This window comes from Parafrankia colletiae (assembly GCF_001854655.1).
In the GTDB taxonomy this organism is placed as follows: Bacteria; Actinomycetota; Actinomycetes; order Frankiales; family Frankiaceae; genus Parafrankia; species Parafrankia colletiae.
The window spans coordinates 174,956-188,350 of sequence record NZ_MBLM01000108.1 but is presented as its reverse complement, the minus strand read 5'-3'; the positions used below and the strand labels follow the sequence as shown (position 1 = coordinate 188,350).

General features: G+C 73.0%; 14 protein-coding genes and 1 pseudogene. 9 read left to right on the top strand and 6 right to left on the bottom strand.

The genetic code is table 11. The annotated features are described in order from the left end of the window. Positions 1 to 263: 263 nt before the first annotated feature. From CC117_RS11905 to CC117_RS11890, 4 genes are all read left to right on the top strand, one after another. Entirely contained in the window at positions 264 to 1,586 is a 1,323-nt protein-coding gene (locus tag CC117_RS11905; RefSeq protein WP_241830038.1) for a DUF349 domain-containing protein, read from the top strand. Positions 1,587 to 1,692: 106 nt separating this feature from the next. After that, a complete protein-coding gene (locus CC117_RS40095) occupies positions 1,693 to 2,523 on the top strand; it encodes a helix-turn-helix domain-containing protein (RefSeq protein WP_321572602.1) in 831 nt (276 codons plus the stop codon). A 41-nt stretch (positions 2,524 to 2,564) separates the two neighbouring features. Beyond that, positions 2,565 to 3,032 (top strand): hypothetical protein, encoded by a 468-nt coding sequence (locus tag CC117_RS11895; protein ID WP_071083785.1) that lies wholly within the window; start codon positions 2,565 to 2,567, stop codon positions 3,030 to 3,032. 129 nt (positions 3,033 to 3,161) lie between these two features. Next, positions 3,162 to 4,082 (top strand): aldo/keto reductase, encoded by a 921-nt coding sequence (locus CC117_RS11890; RefSeq protein WP_241830037.1) that lies wholly within the window; start codon positions 3,162 to 3,164, stop codon positions 4,080 to 4,082. Between the two features lie 123 nt (positions 4,083 to 4,205). On the opposite strand, the pseudogene CC117_RS34590 reads toward CC117_RS11890, so the two are convergent. Continuing rightward, positions 4,206 to 4,532 (bottom strand): annotated as a pseudogene (locus tag CC117_RS34590) (DUF1269 domain-containing protein); the annotation flags it as partial. 199 nt (positions 4,533 to 4,731) lie between these two features. Between CC117_RS34590 and CC117_RS11885 the strand changes: the two are divergent. Next, positions 4,732 to 5,253, top strand: coding sequence for an O-acetyl-ADP-ribose deacetylase (locus CC117_RS11885; protein ID WP_071083783.1), 522 nt, complete (start codon positions 4,732 to 4,734; stop codon positions 5,251 to 5,253). Here CC117_RS11885 and CC117_RS11880 read toward each other — a convergent pair. Then, positions 5,222 to 6,040 carry a class I SAM-dependent methyltransferase gene (locus CC117_RS11880; protein ID WP_116287766.1) on the bottom strand — a complete coding sequence of 273 codons (819 nt, stop codon included), beginning with the start codon at positions 6,038 to 6,040 and terminating at the stop codon, positions 5,222 to 5,224. The two genes, CC117_RS11885 and CC117_RS11880, sit on opposite strands and share 32 nt — an antisense overlap. A gap of 215 nt (positions 6,041 to 6,255) precedes the next feature. Here CC117_RS11880 and mshA point away from each other — a divergent pair, with 215 nt between their 5' ends. Then, positions 6,256 to 7,623, top strand: a complete 1,368-nt coding sequence (mshA, locus tag CC117_RS11875; RefSeq protein WP_071083782.1) for a D-inositol-3-phosphate glycosyltransferase — start codon at positions 6,256 to 6,258, stop codon at positions 7,621 to 7,623. Between the two features lie 80 nt (positions 7,624 to 7,703). Next, entirely contained in the window at positions 7,704 to 8,198 is a 495-nt protein-coding gene (locus CC117_RS11870) for a type III secretion system chaperone family protein (RefSeq protein ID WP_018638581.1), read from the top strand. A gap of 13 nt (positions 8,199 to 8,211) precedes the next feature. Here the strand turns inward: CC117_RS11870 and CC117_RS11865 are convergent, their stop codons facing one another. Beyond that, positions 8,212 to 8,796, bottom strand: a complete 585-nt coding sequence (locus CC117_RS11865) for a nitrobindin family protein (protein ID WP_071083781.1) — start codon at positions 8,794 to 8,796, stop codon at positions 8,212 to 8,214. A gap of 254 nt (positions 8,797 to 9,050) precedes the next feature. Here CC117_RS11865 and CC117_RS11860 point away from each other — a divergent pair, with 254 nt between their 5' ends. Further along, positions 9,051 to 9,413: a DsrE family protein gene (locus CC117_RS11860; protein WP_071083780.1), complete on the top strand. Its 363-nt coding sequence runs from the start codon at positions 9,051 to 9,053 to the stop codon at positions 9,411 to 9,413. Between the two features lie 146 nt (positions 9,414 to 9,559). After that, a complete protein-coding gene (locus CC117_RS11855; protein ID WP_071083779.1) occupies positions 9,560 to 9,808 on the top strand; it encodes a hypothetical protein in 249 nt (82 codons plus the stop codon). Positions 9,809 to 9,837: 29 nt separating this feature from the next. On the opposite strand, the gene shc is transcribed toward CC117_RS11855, so the two are convergent. From shc to CC117_RS11840, 3 genes are all read right to left on the bottom strand, one after another. Next, positions 9,838 to 11,895: a squalene--hopene cyclase gene (shc, locus tag CC117_RS11850; protein WP_071083778.1), complete on the bottom strand. Its 2,058-nt coding sequence runs from the start codon at positions 11,893 to 11,895 to the stop codon at positions 9,838 to 9,840. 169 nt (positions 11,896 to 12,064) lie between these two features. Then, positions 12,065 to 12,775 (bottom strand): TetR/AcrR family transcriptional regulator, encoded by a 711-nt coding sequence (locus CC117_RS11845; protein WP_071083982.1) that lies wholly within the window; start codon positions 12,773 to 12,775, stop codon positions 12,065 to 12,067. 319 nt (positions 12,776 to 13,094) lie between these two features. Beyond that, positions 13,095 to 13,394, bottom strand: coding sequence for a DUF1416 domain-containing protein (locus CC117_RS11840; RefSeq protein ID WP_071083777.1), 300 nt, complete (start codon positions 13,392 to 13,394; stop codon positions 13,095 to 13,097). Between the last annotated feature and the right edge of the window lies 1 nt (position 13,395).

The window sequence follows — 13,395 nt, the reverse complement described above, 5'->3', positions numbered from 1 at the left end:
GTGACACTTCTCGCGGCTGTGCCCCCATCCGGCCCGCACCGCCAGGCCGCACCGGGCCTGCACCGCCAGGCCCGTACCGCCAGGCCGTCGGGCAGTGAGCTGTGCCGCCGAGCGCCGCGCCGACGGACGGGCCACACCGGCGCATCGGGCACCCACCGGGGGCCCGCGGACTTCCCACCAGATCCGATACCCGCGGACGGTCCCCTTCCGGGCCGATGCCTGCAACAATGGCAGGCATCTTGATGTCGATCTTCGGGAACGCGATGAGTGACCGCAGCGACGGCGGACGCGACGACAGCGCACGCCTGGGCACCGGACCTGGCGGGCCTGCCCCCCGCCCCGACGGGAGCGGGCCTCCCAGCGCGCGCAGCGCCGACCGGGTGAGCGACGACCAGCCCCCCTGGGGTCGGGTCTCCTCCGACGGCACTGTGTATCTGCGTACCACCGACGGCGAGCGGGCCGTCGGCTCCTGGCGCGCGGGCAGCCCGGAGGAGGGCCTCGCCCACTTCCGGCGCCGGTACGACGATCTGGCCGCCGAGGTCGAGCTGCTGGAACGGCGGCTGACCGTCAGCGGTGTGGACCCGGCCGGCATCGCCGGCAGCGCGCGCCGGCTGCGCGAGGGTCTCCCCCAGGCCGCGGTCGTCGGTGATGTGGAGGCACTCGCCGCCCGTCTCGACGCCGTCATGGCCGCGACGGACACCCGCCGCACCGAGCTTGCAGCCGAGCGCGCCCGCCGGGTGGCCGTCGCGGTCACCGCCAAGGAGGAGCTGGTCACCGAGGCGGAGCAGCTCACCCGCAGCTCCGAGTGGAAGGCGACCAGCGAGCGCTTCCGCACGATCGGCGACGAGTTTCGCGCAATCACCGGGGTCGACAAGCGGACCGACTCGGCGCTGTGGCGGCGGATCGCCGCGGCGCGGGACGAGTTCACCCGCCGGCGCACCGCCCACTTCGCCGCCCTCGACACCCAGCGCTCCCGTTCCCGGGAGCGCAAGGAAGCGATCATCGCCGAGGCCGTCAGCCTGTCGGACTCCTCCGACTGGGGCCCGACGACCGCGCGTTACCGGGCGCTCATGACCGAGTGGAAGTCCGCCGGCCGGGCGGCGAAGGACGTCGACGACGAGCTGTGGGCCCGTTTCCGCGCCGCGCAGGACGCCTTCTTCAGCCGGCGCAACGCCGTGAACGCCGAGCGCGACGCGGAGCTGCGGGAGAACCAGACCCGCAAGGAGGAACTGCTCGCCGAAGCCACCGCGCTCGACCCGGCGGACGTCGAGCGGTCGCTGCGCCGCTACCGCGAGATCCAGGGCCGGTGGGACGCCATCGGGCACGTGCCCCGTGAGGTCGTGAACAGCCTGGAGCGTCAGCTCAGCTCGATCGGCGACAAGCTGCGCGAGGCCTCGGACGCCCGCTGGGACCAGCGCGAGATCAACGAGTCGCCGTTCCTGCGCCGACTGCGGGAATCGATCGCGAAGCTGGAGACGAAGCTGGAGCGGGCCCGGTCGAACGGGCGGACCCGCGAGATCGCGGAGACCGAGACGGCGCTGGCGACCCAGCGGGCGTGGCTGGCCCAGGCCGAGAAGCAGGGCTGACCGGCACGCCCGGAACGCCCGGTGTGCTAACTGCCCGCTTGCCGAAGCTAGCATTGCGTCGTACGTTCGTCTGGTGATGCGGCGTACCTGCGGAGGTCGGTAACGGGTGGCAGCTATTCATGTGCGGGATGTCGGCGACTTCATCCGGGAGCAGCGTCGCGGCGCCCAGATCTCGCTGCGTCAGCTCGCCCGGCAGGCCGGGGTGAGCAACCCGTACCTGAGTCAGATCGAGCGCGGGCTACGCCGGCCGTCGGCCGAGATCCTCCAGCAGATCGCGAAGGCGCTGCGGATCTCCGCGGAGGTCCTCTACGTGCAGGCCGGCATCCTGGAGGAACGCGAGGGCGGTGAGGACCTCCTCGCCGCCGTCCACGCCGACGACACCCTGACCGAGCGTCAGAAGCAGGTCATCGTCGACATCTACGACGCCTTCCGCCGGGAGAACGCGCTCGCCGGAGCGGGCTCGACGGCGCGCCTGGCCGCGATGCGGCCCGCGGGCACCGATGCGGAGACCGACGTCGGGCCTGCCGACGAGAATCCCGTCGTCGACGCGGAACCTGCCGCTGCCGAAGCGGATGTGGTGCCCGACGTCACCACCGCCCCGGCTGCCACAGCCACCGCCTCCACCGCCGCGGGTTCCCCGGGCGGGGCGGGGGCACGGCCGCGGGCCACCGGCACCCGGCGTGCCACCAGGTCCACGCGCTCACCGTCGAAGACCACGTCCACCAGCACCAGCGGAACGTCCAACGGCGCAGCCGGGACGACCGCCGGCGGAAGCGGCACGACCGCCGCGCCCAGGCGTTCCACCGCCCGCAAGTCGGGGGACGGGCGCCGGGCACCGCGTAGCAGCGGTACGAAGGCCGCCACGGAACCCGGCGGCGGCACGGCAGGGCCGACCGCCCCGGCGCAGCCACCGTCCGCTGACGACGGCACCACCTGACCCAACACCGCCACAACCACCGGAGATCACTAGGAGATCACATGGCCACCGCCCGAACCAGCGCGAAGGCGAAGAGCGAAGCCACGTCCACTTCCGACGTCCGCAAGCCGCTGTACGCCTCCGTGGGCGCCGCCGACCTGGCGGTCGAGAAGCTCCTGACGATCCCCGCGGCCTACGGGACAGAGGTCCGCCGCATCTCGGAGCGGGTCAGTCAGATCCCGGCGCAGGCCGCGCGGGTCCCCGTCCAGGTCAGCTCGGCAGTTCTCGCACTGCCGATCACGGTGGGCTCGCAGATCTCGGATCTGCAGGGCCGCGCGACCGACCTGTACAACTCCTTCGCGAGCCGCGGGGAGAAGCGGGTGGCGGGCATCCGGCGCAGCCCGGCGACGGAGGAGGCCGTGAAGCAGACGCGCACCGCGACCAGCCAGACGCGGGCCRCGCGCACCTCGACCCGTAAGGCGGCCAGTGCCACCGCCCGCGCCGTCAGCGACGCGGCAACACCCCGCTGACGACAGCGCCACAACGGGACAACGCACCAACTCCGCGCGTCGCGGGCCGGGCCCCTGGCAGGAATCGGCCCGCGACGCGCGTGTTGTTATCAGGGCATGCGTTATCGCCCCCTGGGATCTTCGGGTCTGATGGTCTCCGTCGTCGGGCTCGGCTRCAACAACTTCGGCTCGCGGGTGGACCTGGCCGGTACCCGCTCCGTCGTCGACGCCGCCCTGGACGCCGGCATCAACTTCTTCGACACCGCCGACACCTACGGGAACAAGGGCGGCTCGGAGACCCTGCTGGGGCATGTACTGCGCGGCCGCCGCGACGAGGTCGTCCTCGCCACCAAGGTGGGTAACGACATGGGCGGCATGTACGGCCAGGACTTCAACGCGCGCGCCTCGCGCCGCTACATCCGCAAGGCCGTCGAGGGGTCGCTCAGCCGCCTGCAGACCGACTACCTCGACCTCTACCAGCTGCACAACCTCGACGCGTTCACCCCGATCGAGGAGACGCTGGAGGCGCTCGGCGAGCTTGTCCAGGAGGGCAAGGTCCGCTACGTCGGCTCGTGCAACCTCGACGCCTGGCAGGTGTCGGACGCCGAGTGGACCGCCCGCGCGTCCGGGACGACCCGCTTCATCTCGGCCCAGAACCACTACAACCTGCTCACCCGGGACGTCGAGGCCGAGCTCGTCCCCGCCACGCTCAAGTACGGCATCGGGGTGATCCCGTACTTCCCGCTGGCCAACGGTGTCCTCAGCGGCAAGTACCAGCGCGACGAGGTCCCCCCGCCCGGCACGCGGCTCGCCGGACGGCAGGACGAGCTCACCGACGAGCTGTTCGACYKGATCRAGACGCTCGAGACCTTCGCCCGGGAGCGGGACCGCTCACTGCTCGACGTCGCGATCGGCGGGCTCGCCGCCCAGCCCGGGGTCGCCTCGGTCATCGCCGGCGCGACGAGCGCGGCGCAGGTGCGGGCGAACGCGGCCGCCGGTCAGTGGCAGCCGCGCCCGGACGACCTCAGCGTCCTCGACAAGATCGCTCCCACCCGCCGCCCGCTCGCCTGACTGCCGCGGCGGCCTGACTCCCGCGGCCTCGGTCCCGGGCTCGGCCCGGAGCTCCTGGCCGCGCAGCGCGCGGACCAGCGCCTCCTCGCGGTCCCGGGGCATCGAGGTTCTGATCACCATCGGCCGGTAGTCCCGCAGGGCTTCGACGACACCCGGCCGTGACCGGCGGACCAGGACGAAGACGGCGGCCCGGCCGGGCTGCAGACATCCGGCGACGCGCCGCACCATGGCGGTGTCCATCGTCTCGCCCGCGACCAGGCGGCCGGTGACGGCGCCGCCCGCCGCGCCGACCAGCAGGCCCGCCACCGGCGCCAGGAAGGCGGCGCCGACCGCGGCGCCACAGACCGCCCCGCTGACGGCCGCGGATCTCAACCGGCTGGCCGGATGCCGCACCCGGACCCGGCCCGCCTCGTCGCGCCAGGCGACGGCCTCGTCCGCGAGCTCGACCATGCCCGCCCGCGACAGCCTGCGGCCCAGCTGCCGGACCCGCTCCGCCTGGTTCCTGCTGCTGAACCCGAGCACGACAAGTTCTGCCACGTCCCCCATCGCATCGCAGACAGCTGACCGCTGGCAAACCGACAGGCCACAGCGACCGCCAGGCCAGGCCGAGCGGCCACGCGCCCTGCGGGCCCCTCGGTACAGTGGCCGCATGATCACCGTCCGGCTCGTCCAGGGTGACATCACCGACCAGGCGGTGGACGCCGTCGTCAACGCCGCGAACTCGTCGCTGCTCGGCGGGGGCGGGGTCGACGGCGCGATCCACGCCGCCGGTGGTCCGGAGATCCTCGCGGCCTGCCGCGAACTGCGCGCCACCACGCTCCCCGGTGGCCTGCCGACCGGCGAGGCGGTCGCCACCACGGCCGGGCGCCTGCGGGCCCGCCACGTGATCCACGTCGTCGGCCCGGTGTACACCACCGGTGAGGACCGGTCCGGGCTGCTGCGCTCGTGCTACACGCGGGCACTCGCGGTGGCGGACGAGCTGGGTGCCCGAAGCCTCGCCCTGCCCGCGGTCAGCGCCGGCGTCTACGGCTGGCCGGCCCGCGACGCCGCCGACATCGCGCTCGACGCCGTCCTGACCACCACCACCACCGTCACGGAGGCCAGGTTCGTCCTGTTCGACCGGCGCATGCTGGACGTCTTCACCGAGGCCCTGGCGGCCAGGCGACGGTGAGCTCCCCCAGCCGCCACCGGCGCGGGCCCTCGAGGACGGGCCAGCCCTCCCGCCGCAGCAGCGCGGCGGCGGCGATCCAGCGCTGGCGCGGTCCGAACGTCCCCCGCGGTGCCACCCGCTCCCAGGCCAGGTCGAACGCGGCGAGCAGCGCGTGGACGTCCTCACCGGGCACGTTGCGGGCGATCAGCGCCTTGGGCAGCCGCGGCGCCAGGTCGGAGGGGCGGAGCAGGCTCGGCAGGTGCGCCGAGAACGTCAGGGTCGCCGGGACCCCGCCCGCCCCGAGGGTGAACCAGCAGGCCCGGCGGCCGATCTCGTCGCAGGTGCCCTCGACCAGCATCCCGCCGGTCGACAGCCGTCCCGCCATGGCCGCCCAGGCCGACCCGACGGCCCGCTCGTCGTACTGACGCAGCACGTTCATCGCCCGGATCACGACCGGGCGGTGCCCGGCCAGCTCGAACCCGCCGAGGGCGAACAGCAGCCCGGGCGGGCGCGCGGCGGCCTGCGCGGCGGCGACCCGTTCGGGGGCGAGCTCGAGGCCGACGACCCGCACGTCGGACCGCACCGGGCGCAGCCGTTCGTACATCTCGACCGTGGTGACCGGTGATGCCCCGAAGCCGACGTCCACGACCAGCGGGTCGGCGGCGCGGCGCAGCGGCGACCAGGCGGCGGCGGCCAGCCACCGGTCGACCCGCCGCAACCGGTTGGGTGCCGTGGTGCCCCGGGTGGGCACCCCCAGGGCCCGCGCCCGACCGGCGGCAAGGCGGGGTTGGCGCCGCGCCACTGTCACTCCGCTCACACCCTCCTCAAAACACCGGCCGCGAATCCCCTGGTCGCGCAGGGTCGGTCGGAATGGCACCCACTCGGCGCGGGCACAAACAGCTGGTGCCGAGTGTGCCGGGCGGGCATAGGACGGACACCGCCCGGCGTTGTCGACGTTGGCGATGACTGTCACGTCCGGTTCACATTGGTCTCGTCGCGTCGGTCCCGTTCTGGAGGTGGTTGGTGCACCTGGTCGATGGCATGCCGCCGGCCCGTGGTGAGGGCGTCCGGCTGAGGAAGCCGTCGCGGGTGGCGATGCTCTCGATGCACACCTCACCGCTGGAGCAGCCGGGAACCGGTGATGCGGGCGGGATGAACGTCTACATCATCGAACTCGCGCGCCAGCTCGCCGCTCTCGGTACCGAGGTCGAGGTGTTCACCCGCGCAGTGAGCAGCCGTCTCCCACCCACCGCGGAGATCGTTCCGGGAGTGACGGTACGCCACGTCCCGGCCGGCCCGTACGAGGACATCGGCCGCGCCGAGCTGCCCGCCTGGCTGTGCGCGTTCACGGCGGACGTCCTGCGTACCGAGGCCGGGTACGAGGCCGGCTGGTTCGACGTCGTCCACTCGCACTACTGGCTGTCCGGGCAGGTCGGCCGTTCGGTGGCCCGGCGGTGGGGCGTCCCGCTGGTGCACACCTCGCACACTCTGGCGAAGGTCAAGAACGCCTCGCTCGCGGACGGCGACCGCCCGGAACCCGAGCTGCGGCTGCGCGGCGAGCAGGCGGTGATCGACAGCGCGAGCCGCCTCATCGCCTCGACGCAGACCGAACGCCGTCACCTGACCGACCTCTACGGCGCCGCGCCGAGCCGGGTGGACGTCGTCGCCCCCGGCGTCGACCTGGACGTCTTCCGCCCCGACGGTCCCCGGCCCCCTGGCGGAGACGACAGGGGTGCGTCGGACCGCGGGCCGGACAGTGGAGCGCGGGCGGCCCGCGTGCGACTCGGTTTCGACCCCGACACCCAGATCCTGCTGTTCGTCGGGCGGATCCAGCCGCTGAAGGCACCGGACGTCCTGCTCGCCGCCGCGGCCGACCTCATCCACCGCGACCCGCGCCGCCGCGGGCGGCTCGCGGTCGTCGTCGTGGGCGGGCCCAGCGGCTCCGGCCTCGAGCGCCCCGACTCGCTGGTCAAACTCGCCGCGGAGCTGGGCATCGCCGACATCGTCCACTTCCAGCCCCCGGTCCCACAGGAGCAGCTCGCCGACTGGTACCGGGCGGCCACCGCGGTCGTCGTGCCCAGCCACAGCGAGAGCTTCGGCCTGGTCGCGGTGGAGGCGCAGGCGTGCGGCACCCCGGTCGTCGCCGCCGCCGTCGGTGGGCTGTGCACCGCCGTCGAGCACGGGACGTCCGGCGTCCTCGTCCACGGCTGGAACCCGGCGGACTACGCCGACGCGCTGGAGCGCATCCTCACCGAGGAGCGGTGGCGGCGGCACCTGTCAGCCGGCGCCCGGGCGCGGGCCGCCGGTTTCGGTTGGAGCGCCACCGCCCGGGGCGTCCTCGCGAGCTACCAGGCGGCGGCCACAGCTGTGCCGAGGGCGCTGGCCGGCTAACGTCAGCGATGGGGCCGCCGGCCCCCCTGCCCGCCGCCCACCGGCTTGACCCGCACCGCCCCCCGGGGAGATCCCTGCTCATGACGGCACCCATCGACGTTTCCGAACGTACCCGGCTCGACGACGTGATCAGGGCCGCGCTGGACGATCTCGGCGTGTCCTACGAGCACGCCGACACCGGTGCCTTCCTGGTGGCCCTGGAGGGCGAGCACAAGCTGCGCACCATGACCTGGCTGGTGGTGCAGGACCACACCCTGCTCGTGGAGGCGTTCTTCATGCGTGCCCCCGCGGAGAACGCCGCCGGTACCTACGGCTTCCTGCTGGGCCGCAACGCGCGCACCTACGGCGTGCACTTCTCCATCGACCGGGTGGGCGACATCTTCCTGACCGGGCAGGTCCCGCTCACGGCGGTCAGCGCGGAGGAGATCGACCGGCTGCTGGGCTGCGTCGGCTCGTACGCCGACGACAACTTCGACCCGGCCATCGCCCTCGGCTTCGCCGGTGCCATCGAGCGTGAGCGGGCGTGGCGGGCCAAGCTCGCCGCCGACGCCGGCAGCGCAGCCCGCCCCACCTGAGTCTGGGCCGCGCTCAGCCCCTGACGCGCTGCAGGCGGGCCGACAGGTGCGACTGCAGCGGCTTGCCGCCGGCCTCCATGTCGATCGCGTAGGCCAGGTCACCGCCCTCGACCAGGCCGTACAGCCGCACCGACCGGGTGACCTCCCGGGCGGTCGCCGTCCTGATCAGGACATTCGAGTCAAGGTCGATCCGGGTGCCGGCGACTGTGCCGACGTAGATCTCGGCGATGCCGAACGGGTGCGCCAGCGTCACCTCGACGACCGGGCGGAGATCGGCACTGCCGTCCGGCCCGGGATCGCCGGACGGCGGCTGCACCCGCCAGAACCCGGTCTCGGTGGCGAGCGGACTGCCCGGCTCGCGCCCGTCCCTCGGCTCGTCGGCCCACCAGGTGTGCGACACGTAGCCCAGCGCCGGGCGCCCGTCGGCGGCGAAGGTGATCTCCTGCCCGTAGTGGAACGACTCCAGGCCCTCGTAGCCCCCGACGCCCTCGCCGCGCCAGGTGCCGACCAGGAACGCCAACGGCAGCAGGCTCGCGTGCAGATCGGGCGGGGCCGCCGCCGCAACCGTGCCCGTGTCGCYGGTCCGGTCCGTTCCCATCGGTGCTCCGCTCCTCGCCCGCCGGCTCAGCGCCGGCCCCCGTACAACTTGTAGACCGCGTAGCCGGAGAACCAGGCGATGAGCATCGCCGTCGCCACCAGCAGGCCGCTCATGAAGTAGTGCAGCACGGAGCACAGCCTAGGACGACCGCGGCCGCGTTCTGCCGCCACCGTCCCGGAAGTGCCCGGCCGGGCACGTTCGCGTCGCGGGCGGGCCTGGCCGCACGGCGCGCGCGGGACGGGCACACTGGGCGCGTGACACGATCGCTTGTCGTCAAGGTGACCGCCGGCTCCGACGCCCCGGAACGCTRCTCCCAGGCCTTCACCGTGGCCTCCATCGCCGTGGCCTCGGGGGTGGACGTCTCCTTGTGGCTCACCGGCGAGTCCGCCTGGTTCGCTCTTCCCGGCCGGGCCGCCGAGTTCACGCTGCCGGAGTCCGCCCCGCTCACCGACCTGCTCGACGCCGTCCTGGCCGGCGGCCGGGTCACGCTCTGCACGCAGTGCGCGGCGCGGCGCTCGATCGGCCCGGACGACGTGATCGAGGGCGTGCGCATCGCCGGTGCGGCGGTGTTCGTCAGCGAAGCACTCGCCGACGGCGCCCAGGCGCTCGTGTACTGACATTCACCCGGACATCACTCTGGGTTGCACATACCCGACGCACATGCGCGAAGCGTGGGACGTCCTGCTGCACGTACACAGCGGACCACTGACAGCACACGACCTGGCACGTTCTCCCGGCCATCGGGATACGCTTTCATGATCGCATGATGCCGGAGTCCGAGATGCTCTTCGCCGTGGTGCAGTTCGAGGGAGCGGGCCGGCGCACGGTCCGCCGGGTGGTCGCGCCGTTTCCGGACCGCAGCGCCGCGGCCACCTACGCCACCGACAACGACCTGCGGCACTTCACCGTGGGTCCGATGGCCTTCGCTGTCCCCACCAGCATTCCGTTCGACGTGGCGGCCGGCGCCGCCCCCGTCCGCGACCTGCCCGCCCCCCGGGAGGCGCCGCGGTAGATCCGCGGTGGATCCGGCCCTCCGGGCCCCTACCGACTCGTGCGCAGGTAACGGCCGAGGGCGAGAACCGGCCAGAGCAGCCGGTAGCCGTTGTAGTTGAGGTAGAAGTCCCCCGGGAAGCCGGTGCCGGTGAACTCCTCCTCGTCCCAGTTGCCGTCCGGGCGCTGCTGGTCGGCGAGCCAGCGGGCCGCCCGGGCGAGTGCCGCGGAGATCTCGGCACCCGGTTCCGCCGCGAGGAGCCCGAGCATCGCCCACGCCGTCTGCGACGCGGTGGACGTCCCCCGGYCGACCCACTCCGGATCGCCGTAGGACAGCAGGTCCTCGCCCCAGCCACCGTCGGGGTTCTGGTGGGACAGCAGCCACCGCGCCCCCCGGCGCACGGCCGGGTGGGCCGGGGCCACACCGGCGGCGACCAGCGCGGGCAGCACCGCACCGGTGCCGTAGAGGTGGTTCACCCCCCAGCGGCCGAACCACGACCCGTCCGCCTCCTGGTGATCCAGCAGCCAGGCCACCCCGCGCTGGGTCCGGGGGTCGTCGGCGAGGCCCAGGTCGGCGAGGGCCTCGACGATGTGGGCGGTCACATCCGCCGACGGCGGATCGGTCAGCGCGCCGAAGTCACCGAACGGGATCTCGTAGACGAGCGTGCTGGTGTTGTCCGAGTCGTAGGCCCCCCAGCCCCCGTCGCTGGACTGCAGACCGAACAGCCAGGCCACGGTGCGGTCGGCGGCGGCCTCGACCCGCTCCGGCTCGGGGTGGTTCACCCGGCGCAGGGCGAGGAGCACCTCGGCCGTGTCATCGGTGTCCGGGTAGGTGTCGTTCTCGAACTCGAACGCCCAGCCGCCCGCGGGCAGATCCGGGTGGTTGACCCGCCAGTCGCCGCGCCGCTCCCGGATCTCCTGGCCGAGCAGCCAGTCGACCGAGCGGAGCAGGGCCGGGTCGTCCGCCCCGATCCCGGTCACGGCGCCCGCCTCCGCGAGCGCGTTCACGGCCAGCGCCGTGTCCCAGACCGGGGACTGCGAGGCCTCGACCATCCGCGCGCCGTCGGGCAGGGTGACCGTGTAGGCCTCCAGCGCGTCGAGCGCGGCCGCCAGCACCGGGTGTGTCAGGTCATAGCCGAGCAGCCGCAGCGCGATGATCGAGTACACGGCCGGCGGCTGGATTCCCCCGAAGCAGCCGTCCGCCTCCTGGCGCTCGATGATCCAGCGTTCGGCTGTCCGCAGCGCGTGCCGACGCAGCGGGCCGATCGGCCGGTGCTGGTAGCGGTGCAGCCCGGCGTCGACCCAGCGGAAGACGTCCTTCCAGCCGATCCTCCTGATCCCCGCCCGGGCCGGCGTGGTGGAGGACGGGGTGGACGGCGCCGGGGTGGTCCCCGACCGGTCGGACGTGGCCTCCTCGGCGTAGAGCTCCGCCAGGTCGAACGGTGCCGGACGTACGGGGCGCAGCGCGAACACGACCGTGAGCGGGACGATCGTCTGCCGGGCCCAGGACCCGAACGCGTAGATGCTGAGCGGCGCACGGGCCGGCAGGAGCAGCATCTCGGGCGGCAGCACCGGCAGATCCTCCCAGCGCCACCAGCCGAAAAGCGCCAGCCAGACCCGGGTGAAGACCCGCGTCGCGGGAATTCCGCCGTGCCGGCGAATCCAGTCCGCGCAACGTTCCATGTGCGGGGCGGACGGTTCGTCACCGGCCAGGCGCAGCGCTATGTACGACTCGACCGTGATGGAAAGCTCACCGGGGCCACCGAAATACTGCGGCCACGTGCCGTCCGGCAGCTGACGGGAACGGATGAAACGGGCCGAGGCGTCGGTGACCGACTCCGTGCGGATACCGAGGAACTCGCGCAGCAGCAGGTCCTCGGCGTCCATCGTGGTGTTGCTTTCCAGGTCGAACTTCCACCAGCCCGCCTCGTCCTGGCGGGAAAGCAGGTGGTCAACGGCCCGACGCAGGGTTCCGACCAGCGGATCCCCGCTGTCGTGGGCCTCGGTGCCCGCGGCGGCCCGCCTGGGGGCGGTGCCGCCGACAGCCTGCGCGGGAATGGAGTGCCGGGACCTCGTGGCGGACTCGGACGCTGGCGCGGAAATGGACATGGGAAGTTCGCGCACCCTTTCCTGCGAATGCGGCTGCGGAACCAGCCTGCATCTGAAGTTGAATGYTGGGGCCACCCGGCGGGCCCACCGACATGTACGACGAAACGTCCACCTCGGTTCGCGGCCCGTCCCGGGACGGATCGATAGGGCAGGGTCGACTACGGATGAATCAGGGGCTCGGAAAGATCCGGTCGAGACATGTCTCGACGACGACGAGAAGCGCCGACAGATCCGTACTGCCCGAGCCGCACCAGAAACGGATGGCGACCTGGATGGCACTGAGAAAGCGGACGACGGTCAGCTGGGCGTCCAGTTCGGCGATGGGCGCCGGGAACCGCGCCGTCGGCCCCGCCACGGACGCGGCGAGCGCTTCGGGCGTGTCAGGTATGTCAGGCGACGGCTCGGCACGGGCACGGGGCTCGTCGACCGCCCCCTCGTTGTCGACGAGCTCCATCGCCAGTCGGTCACCGATGACGATGAGCCTGCTCAGCACCGCGCCGGCGAGCGGTGAGGCCTGCTCGCTCGGCAGGAGCTGGTCGGCATAGTGCCGCAGCGCCTGACCGTCGGGCGACATCAGCGCCCAGGCACTCAGGGCCGCGGCGCGCAGGGCGGCCAGAGGTGGTTCGTCCGCCGGCCGGCGACGCAGTGCCGCGACCGTCAGATCGCCCATCTCGTCCAGCGGTGCGAGCGCGATCGCTTCCTTCCCGGTGAAGTAGCGGAACAGCGTGCGCACCGACACGTCCGCGCCGGCGGCGATCTCCTCCAGGGTCGTGGCCTCGAAGCCCTTCGTGTGGAACAGCTCGTGCGCCACCTCGATGATCGTCTGGCGGGTGCGTCGTTTCTTCCGTTCGCGCAGGCCCTCAGCCTGATCCGCCGCCACCACGCCGCCTTCCCCCCAGGCCGGTCCCGACGGCCATCCCTCCCGGCATCCGTTTCATACCGGGAGGATTAAGACCATCCGGACATCTCCGTCCAGGACGAATATACGCCTGCGATGGACAAGTGTCACCTTGTGACAGTTTCCCGACTCCAGCCCGGAGGCGACGAGCCGGGGCGTTGGAGGCGGACCCGTGACGGAGGCGGGGCGAGGCGGAGACGAGGCGGGGCGGGGCGGGGCGGGAAAACGAAACGGCCGGGTTCCGGGGAGAGCGCTCTCCCCGGAACCCGGCCGTCGTCAGGCGCTCAGGCCCGCGTGCCGATCAGGCGGCGACGTCGACCTGGGTGTCGACCGGCTCACCCTGACGCGCCACGACCCTGCGCTCCCCCGTCGCGCCGGGCACGAGCGCGCGGACCGTCCACTCGCCGGGGCGCGCGAAGAACCGGAACTGGCCGGTGGCCGACAGCGGCACCTCGGCGGTGAAGTCACCTCCGGAGTCGAGCAGGCGGGCGTAACCGGTCGACACCGGCTCGCCGTCCCGGACAACGACCCCCTGGATCACGGTCTCCTTGGCCACGTCGATTCCCTCCACCGATGGTCCGCCACGGGTAGCACCACACATG